10 protein-coding genes and 1 pseudogene are annotated in these 14,380 nt (G+C 53.9%); 6 read left to right on the top strand and 5 right to left on the bottom strand.

Annotated features, from left to right (window positions below; all coding sequences use genetic code 11):
- Window positions 1–4: 4 nt before the first annotated feature.
- Window positions 5–2,020: a putative bifunctional diguanylate cyclase/phosphodiesterase gene (locus PUR_RS24620; protein WP_179037480.1), complete on the top strand. Its 2,016-nt coding sequence runs from the start codon at window positions 5–7 to the stop codon at window positions 2,018–2,020.
- A 155-nt stretch (window positions 2,021–2,175) separates the two neighbouring features.
- On the opposite strand, the gene PUR_RS24615 is transcribed toward PUR_RS24620, so the two are convergent.
- Window positions 2,176–3,873 (bottom strand): methyl-accepting chemotaxis protein, encoded by a 1,698-nt coding sequence (locus PUR_RS24615; RefSeq protein ID WP_179037479.1) that lies wholly within the window; start codon window positions 3,871–3,873, stop codon window positions 2,176–2,178.
- 286 nt (window positions 3,874–4,159) lie between these two features.
- On the opposite strand from PUR_RS24615, the gene PUR_RS24610 reads away from it, so the two are divergent.
- A complete protein-coding gene (locus PUR_RS24610; RefSeq protein ID WP_179037478.1) occupies window positions 4,160–4,591 on the top strand; it encodes a MarR family winged helix-turn-helix transcriptional regulator in 432 nt (143 codons plus the stop codon).
- Between the two features lie 159 nt (window positions 4,592–4,750).
- On the opposite strand, the gene PUR_RS24605 is transcribed toward PUR_RS24610, so the two are convergent.
- Window positions 4,751–6,550 (bottom strand): LTA synthase family protein, encoded by a 1,800-nt coding sequence (locus tag PUR_RS24605; RefSeq protein ID WP_179037477.1) that lies wholly within the window; start codon window positions 6,548–6,550, stop codon window positions 4,751–4,753.
- Between the two features lie 329 nt (window positions 6,551–6,879).
- On the opposite strand from PUR_RS24605, the pseudogene PUR_RS24600 reads away from it, so the two are divergent.
- Both PUR_RS24600 and PUR_RS24595 read left to right on the top strand, forming a co-directional pair.
- Window positions 6,880–9,179: pseudogene (locus PUR_RS24600) on the top strand (helicase C-terminal domain-containing protein).
- 77 nt (window positions 9,180–9,256) lie between these two features.
- Window positions 9,257–10,225, top strand: a complete 969-nt coding sequence (locus PUR_RS24595; RefSeq protein WP_179037476.1) for a Gfo/Idh/MocA family protein — start codon at window positions 9,257–9,259, stop codon at window positions 10,223–10,225.
- Between the two features lie 72 nt (window positions 10,226–10,297).
- Here PUR_RS24595 and PUR_RS24590 read toward each other — a convergent pair whose 3' ends face one another.
- Window positions 10,298–10,921 (bottom strand): CidB/LrgB family autolysis modulator, encoded by a 624-nt coding sequence (locus PUR_RS24590; protein ID WP_332107955.1) that lies wholly within the window; start codon window positions 10,919–10,921, stop codon window positions 10,298–10,300.
- Window positions 10,827–11,348 carry a CidA/LrgA family protein gene (locus tag PUR_RS24585; protein ID WP_332107922.1) on the bottom strand — a complete coding sequence of 174 codons (522 nt, stop codon included), beginning with the start codon at window positions 11,346–11,348 and terminating at the stop codon, window positions 10,827–10,829. The genes PUR_RS24590 and PUR_RS24585 overlap by 95 nt, the downstream gene beginning before the upstream one ends.
- Window positions 11,349–11,460: 112 nt before the next feature.
- On the opposite strand from PUR_RS24585, the gene cidR reads away from it, so the two are divergent.
- Both cidR and PUR_RS24575 read left to right on the top strand, forming a co-directional pair.
- Window positions 11,461–12,348 (top strand): cidABC operon transcriptional activator CidR, encoded by an 888-nt coding sequence (cidR, locus tag PUR_RS24580; protein ID WP_124696480.1) that lies wholly within the window; start codon window positions 11,461–11,463, stop codon window positions 12,346–12,348.
- 136 nt (window positions 12,349–12,484) lie between these two features.
- Window positions 12,485–12,721: an aspartyl-phosphate phosphatase Spo0E family protein gene (locus tag PUR_RS24575; RefSeq protein ID WP_232101635.1), complete on the top strand. Its 237-nt coding sequence runs from the start codon at window positions 12,485–12,487 to the stop codon at window positions 12,719–12,721.
- Between the two features lie 254 nt (window positions 12,722–12,975).
- Here the strand turns inward: PUR_RS24575 and PUR_RS24570 are convergent, their stop codons facing one another.
- Window positions 12,976–14,328, bottom strand: coding sequence for a transposase (locus PUR_RS24570; protein WP_179037474.1), 1,353 nt, complete (start codon window positions 14,326–14,328; stop codon window positions 12,976–12,978).
- Window positions 14,329–14,380 lie beyond the last annotated feature (52 nt).

The raw sequence follows: 14,380 nt of genomic DNA, 5'->3' as shown, positions 1-14,380 counted from the left end.
ACCAATGGATCATATGGGAATCCACTATAATGTATGGATTATGCTGCTCTCATTCGTGCTTTCGGTGACGGCGTCCTACTCCGCTTTAAATTTGATCTGCCAAGTTCCTTCCGCAACGAACAGGACGCGCCGTTTATGGCTTCTCACGGGAGCCTGCGCTCTCGGAAGCGGCATCTGGGCGATGCATTTTGTCGGGATTTTGGCCGTCCGGCTGCCGTTTGACGTGCGCTACAGCCCGGGGAAAGCCATTATGTCCATGCTTATCGGCATCGTCTTCTGTTATTTGGGAATGTCCAATTCGCTGGCACAGCGGATGACATTCTTGCGCTGCGCGGCCAGCGGACTGCTGCTGGGTGCGGGAATCTCCGTCATGCATTATGTAGGGATGTCCTCGATGAAGATAGAGGCGCAGATTCATTACTATCTGCCAAGCCAGAGCCTCTCCGTCATGATCGCGCTCATCGCCTCGTTTATGAGCATGCTGCTGATCGGCAGATTCAAGGATTCGCCCGGCTTCAACCGCTGGAAGCTGTATTCCGCGCTGCTGCTTGGCATAGCGATAAGCGGCATGCACTATACGAGTATGCGGGCCAGCCATTTTGCTTACGACAGCTGGCTCGGCTCCAATCCTTCCCTGCTTGAGACGGATGTCATTCTGCTGATGGGTGTGTCGCTCGTCACCCTCTTCATGTTCGGGATATCCGGCGGCGCCGTTTTCCTGGACAGGCATATGCTTGAGCGGATGGCTTACCATGATCCGTTAACCGGCTTGCCGAACCGCCATGGATTGGAACGGTATTTCAGAAATTGGTTTCTGGCCGGCCGGCCAGGCGCCGTGTTCTTTGTCGATCTGGACCGCTTTAAATCGATTAACGATACGCTGGGTCATGATATCGGCGATATGCTGCTGCAGGAAGTAGCTTCAAGGCTGCTTCAGAGCGTGAGTCCAAAGGGGAATGTATTCCGTTTGGGAGGAGATGAATTCCTGATCGCCGAACCCGACTTTACCCCGGAGGAGGCGGCGGAAGAAGCGGGCCGAATTCTTCAGGAGGTCAAGAAATCGTACCGGATTGAAGGCAATGATCTGTACGTCACGGCCAGCGTCGGCATCAGCATGGCTCCGGCGCACGGAACGGATCGTTCCTCCTTGATGAAAGCGGCGGATACCGCGCTTTATACGTCCAAGGATTCCGGCAAAAATAAATTCAGCATGTTCGACCAGGAGATGAACCGGCATCAGCTTCGGCGAATGTCCCTGGAGAAGGATCTGCGCAAGGCGCTGGCGCAGTCCGAATTCATGGTGGTGTACCAGCCGAAGTGGGACTCCCTTATGAACGTAACCGTCGGCCTCGAAGCCCTTCTGCGATGGAGGCATCCCGAGCACGGCATTATCTCTCCGGCCGAGTTCATACCGATCGCGGAGGAGACAGGACTGATTGTGCCCATTACGTACTGGATGCTGCATGAGGTATGCAGCCAGAATATGCTCTGGCATAAAGAAGCAGTCGCTTCGGTCGCCGTATCGATCAATATGTCGGCGCGGATGTTCGAGTCGGAGAATCTGTATGAGATAGTCGAAGAAGCCCTGACGCGTTCGGGTTTGTCCCCGCATTATCTGGAGCTTGAAATTACGGAGTCGATTGCGATGAACAACATGGAGGAGACGGTGGCTCAATTGTCCAAGTTGCGCAATCTGGGCGTCAGAGTATCCCTGGATGACTTCGGCACGGGTTTTTCCTCCCTTGGCAATCTGGATGAAATTCCGGTCAATACGCTCAAGATCGACCAGGTGTTCATCCGCAAGAGCAAGATGCACTCCAAGAAGGCGATTATCAGCAACATTATCGCCATCGCCAGAAACCTCAATATGGAGGTCGTTGCGGAAGGCGTAGAGACACCGGAACAGATCGATCTGCTGCAATCGCTGGGCTGCCGGGTCATGCAGGGTTACTATTACGGCCGTCCGATGCCGGTTCACGAGCTGGGCCAGTGGTTTACGGATAATGCCGCTGCGGTATAAACATAGGTTAGGTGTAAGGTACATATAGGAGGGCGGCCGAAGGAGAGGTTCTGCCGCTCCCATTTATAGAATCTTGATCTTAAAAAGCGAGGGAGGCCGGAACGATCCGGCCTCCCTCGCTGCTGTATTGGAAATGAAATACACTGTAACGATCCTTACGCCACCTTGAACTGTTCCACGAGCTTCTGCAGCTTGTCCGCCAAGGAAGAGAGAAAAGCCGAGGATGATTCAACTTCCTGCATAGCCGCGAGCTGCTGCTGCGAAGTAGCGGACAAGCTTTCCGCGCCTTCGGCGGTCTGATTGGACACGCTGACGGTATTCTGAATCGCATCGACCAGCCCGTCGGCGATTTGCGCCAGCTGTTGCACCGTTTCGGAGATATCCCGGCTTTGAGTCGCCATGCCGGAAACGGCCGTTTCAATCTCCGCGAAGGATTGTCCGGCATTGGTCACCATTTCCGTCCCGTGCTGCATCTCCACGGTCGAACGGTTCATCGTCTCTCCGGCCAGATCCATTTGGCCGACAATCAGGCCGAGCAGTTCGCCGATTTGCCGGGCAGAATCCCCCGATCGCTCCGCCAGCTTGCGGACGGAATTGGCGACAACGGCGAAGCCGCGTCCTTCTTCGCCGGCGCGGGCGGCTTCGATGGCCGCATTCAGCGCCAGCAGATTTGTCTCCGCTGCGATGCTCGCAATCGTGCCGACGATGCTCTCGATTTCTTTGGAGTGACCGCCCAGCGTATGAATAATGCCGGACAGGTCATTAATGCTTCCGCTCATGACCCTCATCTGCTCTGTCGTCGAATCCATAGATTCCCTTCCCGCGCGGGCCTTATCGGCTCCCTGGACGGCATCGTTCATGGCCTGGTCGGCGTTGAGCGCGATTTCGGCAATGAATCCGGACATTTCCTGCACGGCCTGATAGCTGCTCTCCAAGTGGCGAAGCTGCACCTGCGCGCCTTCCGCCAGCTCGATGGTTACGTTAACCGTATGCTCTCCAGAGCGGTTCGTCTCCTGTGCGCTTGCCGATAGTTCCTGGGATGAAGAAGCGACCTGCAAGGAGGTATCGTTTACTTCGGTAATAAGCCTGCTCAGATTGTCTTTCATTTCATTAAAATCGCTGGCCAGCTTGCCGATTTCATCTTTGCTGATCAGGACCAGAGACTCCTGGGTGAGATCGCCGTGAGCCACATGATTGACGGCCTTAGACAGCTTGGTCAGCGGGCTGACCATCCGGCGGATGAAAAAATAAGCAATCAGGATAGCGGCAATAAGGATGGACGCGCCGATGATGAGAGGTTGTTTCATAATTTCAAGCGTTCTTTCCTGAACCAGCGGACCGTCAAAGTTGATGGCCATCAGGGCGACAATCGGCTTGGTAGGATCGTGATCTTGGTAAATGGGGCCGTAGCCGGTTTTCAGTGAGGTGCCTTGGTATGTGTAAACCTTAGAGTATGTAGAGTGTTTCATGGTGGTAATCATTTTTTTATCTTCGTCGCTAAAATAAAACGAATCTCCCGCCTTGTATCCCCTAGCCTTCATATTCTTGTCCGCGGCAAGGATTTTGCCGTCCAGCGATAGAATAAAGACCTCCTTAAAGATCGGCTTATGTTCCACAATCCAGCCGATCCGGTTCTCAATTGCGCCAAGCTTGCTGGTGTCGCCCGCGACAAGAGCGGCAAGCTGCCCGGGATCTACAAGTCCGGTTGTAATATTGGCGCAGCCTACAAGCTCGATACCTGCAGCCTCATCCAGCTGGCTATAGGCGGCGCGATAGCCGAAGAATCCGATGGATGATCCCACAAGCAGAAGCACGAGCAGCATCATCCAAGTTAATTTACTTGCCAATTTCATACGTTTCCCCCATTTTACTAAACTGATTGTTGTTAATTATTAATGCGGATTATATCAGATTGAGGATTCATTGGCTGTGTCTTATTACCTATAATGTTGGCTCCTTAATAATAAATAACGGCAGCTTTCATTTGAAAATTTAGTGGAAATTTAAGACTTCTCCATAAGAGCGCTTTAATGCGGCAAAGAGGCCCCGTTTTTTTGTTTTCAGCTTTGCACATTGAATGGAAACGGTACAAAATGGTACGCTAGAATCAGGACAATGAAATGGGAGCTGAAATGCAATATGCCGCCAGAAACGGACCCGCTTGTGGAACAAATCGGATTATCGATGTGGAGGGTGCAGCGAAAAATTATATCGGGAATGTCCCTGCAGAAGGAGCTTGGACTGACATTCCCCCAGTTTGCTTTGCTGAATATGATAGCCCGCGAGGGAAGAGCGAGGGTGGTGACGCTTGCCGAGCGGATGGAAGTCAAATCGAGTGCGATTACGGTAATGCTTGACCGCATGGATGCGATTGGCCTGGTCAACAGGGAGCAGGACGAGAACGACCGCAGGGCCGTTGTGGTTACGCTTACCGAAAAAGGCGAGATTATGTGCGCCGAAGGGCAGCGCCGCTCGCTTGTCCTGCTGGAGGAATATTTGTCGATTCTGACACCGGAGGAGCTTCACCGATTCGCGGAGTATTACGATATGCTGGACAGGCAGGAGCGTTAGTCGCTTCTGGCGCACGCCGGAAGGTGATGCTGCGCTTCATAAACGGCCAAAAGCCATGCTCCCGCGGGGAGCATGGCTTTTGGCGTCAAAGGAGCCGCTGTATTCTTTCGCTGCGGGCTCTTTATTTGCGGGGGCCGCTTAAGTCTTAAGTAACGCGGCCTATTCGGTCTTTTTCTCGGGCAGCTGAGACACATAGCTGTCGGAGAGCTGCAGCAGCCGGAGCGCACGGTTGTATTCATCCTCCGTGGCGGCGGGTGGCTTGCTGCTGAGTGCAATAGGATACTGGCTGTTATCCTCAAAGCTGTTGCCGGGAATAAGCAGCCCGGAGGTGGAGATAAACGAGCCGGACGGCAGATAATAACGCTCGGGCAAAAGGTTATAGGTCTGGTTAATGATATCCTGGCCAAAATGCAGATGATCCTTTACAGATATGCCCAGCAAATTGGCGGCGGTAGGCATGATATCGATTTCGCCTCCGACCTGCTCCAGCGTCTGCGGCGGTGTGCCCGCACCGTGAACGATCAGCGGAATATTGGTCATGTTGCCGTACCCGTATTCATGGCCGTAAATTTCGGTCATCAGCTCTTTGTCGTCATGGTCAAGCGAGTATATCGGCAGCCCCATGTGGTCGCCGTAGATCATAATCAGGCTGTTGTCCCAGAGGCCGGTCTCTTTAAGCTCCTGAACCAACTGGCCAAAAGCGTAATCGGCGTAATTTTGCGCCCGGATATAATCGCCTACAAAAGTGCCTTCATAACGCTCCGGCAGCTTCATCTTGTATTTTTCCTCGGGGATCGTAAACGGATGATGGGCCGACATTGAAATGATCTGGGCGTAGAACGGCTGGCCGCTTGCGCTCATTTCCTTCAGCTTGGCGGTCGTTTTGCGGTACAGCACCTCATCGGAAGGCCCGAAGAAAAAGGTGTCCTCATCGCCAAAGAACTTGTGATCGTAATATTTGCCCCATCCGAGCGAGCTGTATAGCTCCCCGCGGTTCCAGAACTCCACATCATTCGTGTGGAAGGTAGCCGTCTGATAGCCGTTCTTCTCCATTAAACGCGGCAGGCTCGGCAGCACCTTGTCGACGTACATTTGGGTGGCTGCGCCCCGCGGAGGGATGTAAAAGGACGTATTGACGACAAACTCCGCATCCGATGTGTTGCCTTGGCCGACCATTTGATAGAAGTTCGGGAAATATAGGCTTTCCTTCATCACGGCGTTAAAGTTCGGTGTAATCTCCTTGCCGTCGATCTTAAGTCCGATCAGGAAATTCTGCAGCGACTCCATCTGAAGGATAATCAGATTCTTGCCCTTGGCAGCGCCCTGTAGGCGCGGATTTGCGGGAGCACTGATCCCCTTGGCCGAATCGACGGCTTCCTGCGTAATATCGCTGGCTTTGACGAGGTCGATTGTTTCTTGAGCGAAGATCGTATAGGCTTCATAATTGAGAATGCCCATTTCCTGCGCCTTCTTGATTTCGTTCATGCTGGCTTTGTTCGGCAGCACATTGAACAGACACAGCGCCAGCGATGCGGCGAATAGAGCCGAAAACTTTCGGCTGCCGCGTCCAAGGTTGATTTGTTCTTTTTTGTAGATCCGGCCGTTTCGGTTAAAAAGAAAATAATACCCCAGCACGATGACATCCGCGAAAATAAGCAAATAATAAGGGTCCATCAATGAAAATACGCTGTTGCGGACGGCGGTTACCTGATTGACCTGCTCGGCGGCATGATAGGTGACGATGACACCGTAGTATTTAAAATACATAATGGCTGCGAAAAAAATCGCCGTTACCAGCAGATTGACTGTCATATAATAGCCAAGTTTGCGCTTTGACGCGAAGCGCTCGATAATGCAGAACAGCGCCCAGGCAAAAGGGATTTCGGTAAGCAGCGATTTCCACGGCAGCAGATTATCGAAAATGACCGCCCAAGCCAAATAGCTCTTGAGAATAAACATGATGGTGAAAAAAATAAAGGGTTTAACGATCCATCGTCTAATGTTAATAGATGTCACGACTCCGCCTTCTTTCTCGATGTGAAGCGACGCTCTCGCCCAAAGCAAATATTTAGCGCAAAAGACAAGAAATCACCAGTATAAAATTTATTATGCCGTTATGTAAAAGGAATGTCAAAACAAGAAGCAGCGCGCTGAAAGGCGCAAACCGGCATGCTGCGGATGTTAGCCGTTTTTTCGGCCGGAAATGAACCCATAGCGGCGGAGAACGGCAGAAATCGAAAAAAGGCGCAGCGGAAACAGCATAAAGGCTCAGGAAGGAGAGGCTTACCTTGGCTTCCTCCGTAACCATTTCAGTAAGATCGCTTGTGGAGTATGTGTACCGCAGCGGCAGCCCGAATCGGGCTTCCGCAGCGCCGCCTCCATGGCGGAGGGAACGCGCATACACCAGAAAGTCCAGCAGCAGTATAAAGAAGGCGACCGGAAAGAAGTGTATCTCAGCTCGGAGATTTCCTGCGGGGAGCTGGTTATCGCCGTCTTCGGGCGCTGCGACGGGCTGCTGCTGTCTGCGGACGGGAGCCTTACCGTCGAGGAGATCAAATCGACCGGGGGGCCGGAGCTGCCGGAGGAGGGCCGCGAAGTGCACTGGGCTCAGGCGCTCATGTATGCGCATATGATTACCTTGGAACAGGGGCTTCCGGCTATCACGGTCAGACTTACCTATGTTCACAGTACGACCGGAGAGCAGAAGAGCTTCGAGCGGCTCGTGACCGCCGGGGAAGCGGCGGATTTTGCGGGCGTTACGGCGGCGGCCTACGCTCCCTATGCGATTCTGCTGCTTGAGCACGGGGAACGCCGGACCGAAAGCATCCGCAGGCTGGAGTTCCCGTTCCCCGCCTACCGCGCAGGGCAGCGGCGGTTTGCCGGCGCGGTCTACACCTCCATTTCGGAAGGCGTGAACCTGTTCGCCCAGGCTCCGACAGGCATAGGCAAGACGATGTCCACTCTATTTCCGGCCGTCAAGGCGATGGGAGAGGGGCTGCTGCGCGGTCTGTTCTATTTGACGGCAAAGACCATTACGCGGATAGCTGCGCAGGAAGCCTTCGCCCTAATGTCCGCCCGCGGCCTTCATCTGCATGTAGTTACGCTGACGGCCAAGGAAAAGGCCTGTTTCCGGGAAGAGGGGCTCTGCGGAGCGGACTACTGCCCGTTTGCCGACGGGTATTATGACCGCATCAACGGCGCGCTGATGGATATGCTTGAACACGAGACGCTGATGGACCGGCGGGTTCTGGAACAATACGCCCGCAAGCATATGGTATGCCCGTTCGAGCTGTCGCTTGACGCGGCGTATGTAAGCGACGCCGTGATTTGCGATTACAATTATATTTTCGATCCCCGCATCGGCATGAAGCGGCTTGCGGAGGAACGGAAGAAGGAGACGGCGCTGCTTGTCGACGAGGCTCATAATCTGGTCGACCGCGGCCGGGAGATGTTCTCCGCGGGCTTGCGAAAGGCGCCCTTTCTGGCGCTGAAGCGAAGCTACAAGGCGCGGAACCGCGCGCTGAGCGCGGCGGCGGGGGGCGTTAACGCCCTGTTTATCGCCCTTCGCAAAGAATGCGGGACGGCCGGCGCGGGCAAATGGAGCGAGTATCCCGAGGAGCTGCCGGGACTGCTGGAGGTGTTCGTCCAGGAGGCGGAGCGGGAACTGCTCCGGCCCTCCCCGGCGCTCCTTGCCGAAGGGGAGCAGGAGGAGGGGCTGCTTGAGGCCTACTATGACGCCCAAGGGATGCTGCGCGCCTGCAAGATGTACGACGAGCGGTACATCACCTACGCGGAAAGCGGGAGAGGGGATGTCTTCCTGAAGCTGTTCAATCTGGATCCGTCGCATTTGCTGGCGCAGTCCTCCAAAGGCTTCCGCAGCCGGATTTTTTTCTCGGCGACGCTGTCGCCCCTTTCTTATTACCGGGAAATGCTCGGTGCGGGTGAAGAGGATTACAGTCTTACGGTGCCTTCCCCTTTCCGCAAGGAACAGTGGGAGATCGGCATTTTGCCGGTATCGACGCGCTTTCGCGACCGGGAGCATTCGTTTGTCCCGCTTTCAACGGCGCTCGCGGCGATGGCTGCCCGGAAAGGGAACTATTTGGTCTTTTTTCCTTCCTACCAATATATGCAGGACGTATATGATGTCTTTGCCGCCGCTGTGCCCGGGGTAAGGACGCTTGTGCAGGGAAGCGGGATGAGCGAGGAGGAACGGGAGAGGTTTCTTGAGGCATTCCGTCCGGGCAACGAGGAGACGCTGCTCGGATTTGCCGTGCTGGGCGGGATTTTCTCGGAAGGGGTTGATTTGCCGGGAGACCGGCTGAACGGCGTCATGGTCGTAGGTGTCGGCCTGCCTCAGCTTGGACTGGAGCGCAACCTGTTGAGGGAGTATTTCAGCACCCGGGGCAAGAACGGATTTCACTACGCTTACGTGTACCCCGGCATGTGCAAGGTGCTTCAGGCGGGAGGACGGCTCATTCGCAGTGAACACGATACCGGCGGGATTATCCTTGCCGACGACCGCTTCCTGGAGTCTCCTTATGTATGGCTGCTGCCGGACGAATGGAGAGACTACCGGGTGCTTGGATAACGCAGTATAATTTTCAAGACTATAAATTCTTATATTTTGAAAAAGGATCTATCACGGGAAACGGAGGGGCTTAGGAAATGACGCTGAATATCGGAATGGTCGGAACAGGCTGGTTCGCCAAGGTGCATGCCGATTTGCTGGCCGGAATGGCGGGGGTCAAGCTGCAGGCGGTGTGCGGCACCAGCAGGGACAAGGGTGAAGAAATGGCGCGGTCCTACGCCGCGGAAGGCTATGGCGACCCGGTGGAAATGCTGGACGCCCACAAGCTGGACGCCGTTTACATTTGTGTGCCGCCGGGAGCCCATGGATCGATTGAACGGACGCTGATCCGGAGGGGAATTCCCTTTTTCGTTGAGAAGCCGCTCGGGGTGAACACGGAAATTCCGGCGAGTCTTCTTCAGGATATCGAGACTAGTGGGCTTCTGACCTCCGTCGGCTACCATTTCCGTTATCAGGAGAACGTCAAACGGCTGAAAGAGGCGCTGCAGGGCGATAGAATCGGGATGATCGTCGGCCAGTGGATGGGCAGTATGCCGGAGGCGCCGTGGTGGCGCGATCAGGAGCAGTCCGGCGGGCAGTTCACCGAGCAGACGACGCATATCGTGGATCTGCTCCGCTACCTGGCGGGAGAAGTAACGGAAGTGTACGCGATGTTCGGGAACCGGGTCATGCATGAGAAAAAAGACGGCGTCAGCGTCGCGGACGTTGGAACGGTGTCGCTGAAGCTTGCCAGTGGCATTGTGGCCAATATTTCCAACACCTGCGTCCTTCCAGGAGAGGTAGGCAGGGTTGGACTCAGCTTCTACAACGACCGCGGCCTGCTCGATTGGAACCCGCAGCGGCTGCTGGAGGTGCGGGATGGAGACAGCGCCGAATACACCAGCAGCGGCAACCCCTACGTGTCGGAGAGCGAGGCATTCCTCCATGCCGTCCGCACAGGGGACCGCAGCAGGATACTGAGCGATTACGCGGACGCCTACAAGACGCTCAAGGTCACCTGCGCGGCTTTCGAATCGGCCCGTAAGGAAGCGCCGGTGAAGTTATAAATTCCGTAAAAAAAGACACTCCGCTTCAGCAATATGCTTGAAGCGGGTGTCTGCGGCCCAAGCCGGGGCGGCCTAGTGGAGGAAGACCGCGAGTAGAGCCGGCGCTACGCTGAGTGTAAACAGCGCCGTCAGAATCATCGCGATACTGGAAATGGTTCCGGTCAGCGAACTCAGCTCGAAGGCTTTGGAAGTGCCCATACCGTGCGCAGCGGTTCCCAGCGATACACCGCGCGCAACTTCATTGTCAATGCGGAAGAGGCGAAGGACCGTCGGTCCCATCAGCGTACCAAGCACTCCGGTCAAAATGACGAATACGGCCGTAATGCTAGGTATGCCCCCTATGCTCTGCGAGATGTTCATGGCGATCGGCGTAGTGACCGACCGGGGCACCAGGCTTGTTGCCAGATTGCTGCTGAGGTGCAGCCAATGGGCCAGGAGAACGGATGATATGACCGCCATCACCGTTCCTGACAGTACGCCTGCCGCAATCTCTGTGGCGTGCTTTTTGAGCACCTTGAAGTTTTTATGCAAAGGGATGGCAAAGGCAACGGTTGCCGGCTGAAGCAGGTCGGTGAGCCATTTGCCTCCCGCATTGTAGGAATCAAAGGATACGCCCATCATCAGCAGGAAGCTGATAATTAGCAGCGGCGTAATGATCAGCGGAGACAAGTACACTTTCGTCTTGGCCGCGTAAATCTTTTTGGATATCAGATAAACTGCGAGAGTCAGAGCCAGAAACAGAAGTCCGGTTAGCATGATGTCTTCCCTCCTTGAATTTGAAAATAAGGGCTGTTAGCAGTCCCGAACTGGTCATAACGATAAAGGTTCCCGCGAGTATGATCGCCAGTAAGCTGAGACCGTCCGTCCCAAGCAATGATGAGTATTTCATAACGCCGATAGCGGAGGGAACGAAGAACAGCAGCAGCTCGGCAAGCAGCCAGGTTGCGCCGGCCTCGACCCAGCCCAGCTTTATGACACCCGTCTCCAGCATGATGAATAGCAGCACCATGCCGATAATGCTTCCGGGAACCGGAAGATGTAACCAAGAGCTAAGTTTCCCCATTATTAGGGAGAATACGGACAGCGCACCTACCTGCAGCATTGCAATCATTAGTTTTCTCATAAGGCCCGCCCCTTTCAAGCTATATTGAAATTTTACAACAATTATTTACATAGGTAAAATGAATATATCGAATAGATGATATTCCTTTTGTCTATATAGGAGGATTAACGCTTTGGATATCAGGCAGTTGCAGTATTTTGTGGAGGCGGCCCGGCTGAACAGCTTTTCCAAGGCGGCCAAATCGTTGTACATTACCCAGCCCACCGTCAGCAAAATGATCCGGCAGATCGAGGAAGAACTTGGGGCGGATTTGTTCTACCGGGAAGGCAAGAGCATCAAACTGACCGACGCGGGCGAGATCCTGCTCGCCAAAGCGCAAAATATCGTCGTATCCTTCCAAAGCCTCTCCTCCGAGCTGGACAGCCTGCGCAACCTGAAGCAGGGCCATATCCGCATCGGTCTGCCGCCTATGGTAGGGGCCAACTTCTTTCCGTCCGTGATCGGCCAGTTTCACCGGAAGTACCCGGACGTTACGATCCGGCTGTACGAGGACGGGGCGAAGAAAGTGGAAAATGATGTGGACACTGGCTTCCTCGATATCGGCGTCGTTGTTCTTCCCGTAGATGAAGCCAGATTTCATGTTTTCTCCTTCGTCCGGGAAAGGCTGGAGCTGCTGGTGCCTGCCGGCCATCGGCTGGCGGGCCGAAGCTCGGTTCCCCTGGTGGAGCTGAAGGATGAGGAGTTTGTGCTGTTCCGTGAGGATTTCGCCCTGCATGACCGCGTGATCACCGAATGCGTCAAGTCGGGGTTTCAACCCATGGTCGTGTATGAAAGTTCCCAGTGGGACCTTATCGCCCGGATGGTAGCGGCCGGTCTCGGCATTGCCCTGCTTCCGCAGACGATCTGCCGCGATATGGACCGATCGCGTATTTCCATTGTCACGTTGACCGAGCCGGCCATTCCATGGCAGCTTGGTATGATTTGGCGCAAGGACCGCTATCTGTCCTTCGCCGCCCGCGAGTGGATCTCCTTCGCGCGCGATCTTTTGAACGAGAGGTAATCGCCGTTCGGGCGAGTCTGCCGGGAGTCATAAAAAAAAGTTGGAGCATCGACATATTTTTCTTTTTTTGCAAAATATGTTTTTTTGGTATCATGATATATAATAGAGTAGAAGGTATCAGAGGGAAGGTGATGCAGTGCTTCAGGAATGTACACCCCAGAATGATTATGTGAGAGAATGCAGGGAAGAAGAATTGTTCATAACTATAGAGAGTCTCAGATGCGAACTGCTGGAGGTCGCTCAACAGCGAAGTCTCAGCGACCGCACCGTTGTTGAGCTCAGCGAGCGCCTCGACAGTTATATCCTGCTTGCCCAGAATAAAATGATGGAGAATCTCCGGAGCCGCACGAATCAGCGGCCGGCATACAGATGAAAGGCTGGGTCCGGCGAGAAGACTGAATTAGCTGCGGCAATACAGCTGCTTCGCGCCAATACAGCTACTTAAGGGATGAATCGTCCCGCCAATAATCGATAATCCATAGACCTTCCCGCCCAATGCGGCGGGAGGGTCTTTTTGACGTGCGGTTCCAGGATAATAATAGCGAAGTGAACTCTCCCCCATTTAGCTTACGCATGAAGTGGGGGCTTCTGTTGGCATCGATACAGGGTTGCACACGCTTGCGAGCTTCATGATTGAAGGCTCAACGCCTGTTGCACCCGAATGAGGGAAGCCAACGTCCAATACGTTCGTTTTGCCAATGGAGGGTCTTTGGCCTCCAAGGACAACCACATCTTTTCAGATGTGGCTTTGTGTATATTACGTAGCACATATCGTGCGCCGATGTTATACGAGGCATTAAGGTCCGCGTGATACGTTTTGCCTGTTGCGAATACAGCAACATCACGCTTCGTGTTGCGTTGTACAAATCCACTGCCATCAAAAGCAAGCGCGCTTGTATTCGCAGGATTAACCATGGAAACCCACATCCCCAAGAAATGCGCCATTTCGGTCACTTTCGTTTGGATGCACCGCTTGGCCCAAAACTGGAGTTTGGCACGAAGCCGCTTGGCTCCCCACGTTCCTTTAGGCAGACGCATCTTCCCTAAATACTCCATGACAATGATATCAGCGTGGTACTTTTGGGCAAAGGCAAGGATTTGATGCGCGGTATCGTGGACGATATGCGTCTGTAAGCCGTTCATCCGCCGCCAGAAATTCGGTTTTGCCCCTATACCGGATTGACGCTGGGCTTGTTTCAGTTTGCCTGTGATTTGGCGCATCCGATCTTTTTCTTTGGCTTGGTTGATAAATGTCCTCGCCAAGACAGTGCCGTTAGCGTCCATCACGGAACAGACTGCGGAATTCGTTAAGCCTAAATCAACGGCACACACCCGTTGCTTGGAAATTTCCGCCTGAGTCAACTTCACATCCCCTTCATAGGCGATATGAAGGGCATAGCGTTTTCCTTTTCGAACCAATGTGGGGCTGCATTCTTTCATGCTCCACACGTTACGTTTGAATAAGTCTTGCCCTTTAAAGGTAATGGGGAGCCAGACCCAATTGCCTTGATGAAATACCTTGATGTTGGCTGCCCTATCGGAGGTTCGTTTGAACATATTGCCTTTGTACAAGCAAGGGAACGCCTGATGCTTAGCTTGGAGTGTCGGCGGTTTCTTCGAAAAGCGTTTCCCTTCTTGCTGAGCGTGTTGCCGCTCGGCTTGCCAAAGCTCAAAACGGGAATGATGACTTTTCACAATGCCAAATGCTTCTGCAATGGCACTTCTGCGGAAGTACGAAGGAAACTTATAAAAGCGTTGATCGAATTCGGCGTACAGCGGATTCGGATTGTGCCTGGTGCGGTGAGTCAGCCGTTCTACTGCCGTCACAACCGCTTGTGTGGATAACGGTTCTAAGGCCATAAACTGCTCGTGAATGACCGTAATCAAGAACGAGAGCGCCTCTTGATACACAAGGAGAGTCGCATCTAGCATGCGGTGGTGAGACGTAATCGTATGTTTAAGTGTTTTGACCACCTTCATGAGACACGCCTCCATCGCAAGTTTGATGGATCTAGCATAACACAAGAACATA

The organism is Paenibacillus sp. URB8-2 (assembly GCF_013393385.1).
GTDB lineage: Bacteria > Bacillota > Bacilli > Paenibacillales > Paenibacillaceae > Paenibacillus_AQ.
The sequence above is the reverse complement of the archived record's forward strand: the minus strand, read 5'-3'. Positions and strand labels throughout refer to the sequence as shown.

What these genes read in the sequence shown, in the direction of transcription:
- PUR_RS24585 (WP_332107922.1), bottom strand. Translation starts at nt 11,348, where the DNA reads ATGAGAAAACTAATGATTGCAATGCTGCAGGTAGGTGCGCTGTCCGTA.
- PUR_RS24610 (WP_179037478.1), top strand. Translation starts at nt 4,160, where the DNA reads ATGCCGCCAGAAACGGACCCGCTTGTGGAACAAATCGGATTATCGATG.
- PUR_RS24605 (WP_179037477.1), bottom strand. Translation starts at nt 6,550, where the DNA reads ATGTTTATTCTCAAGAGCTATTTGGCTTGGGCGGTCATTTTCGATAAT.
- PUR_RS24620 (WP_179037480.1), top strand. Translation starts at nt 5, where the DNA reads ATGGATCATATGGGAATCCACTATAATGTATGGATTATGCTGCTCTCA.
- PUR_RS24595 (WP_179037476.1), top strand. Translation starts at nt 9,257, where the DNA reads ATGACGCTGAATATCGGAATGGTCGGAACAGGCTGGTTCGCCAAGGTG.
- PUR_RS24615 (WP_179037479.1), bottom strand. Translation starts at nt 3,873, where the DNA reads ATGAAATTGGCAAGTAAATTAACTTGGATGATGCTGCTCGTGCTTCTG.
- PUR_RS24570 (WP_179037474.1), bottom strand. Translation starts at nt 14,328, where the DNA reads ATGAAGGTGGTCAAAACACTTAAACATACGATTACGTCTCACCACCGC.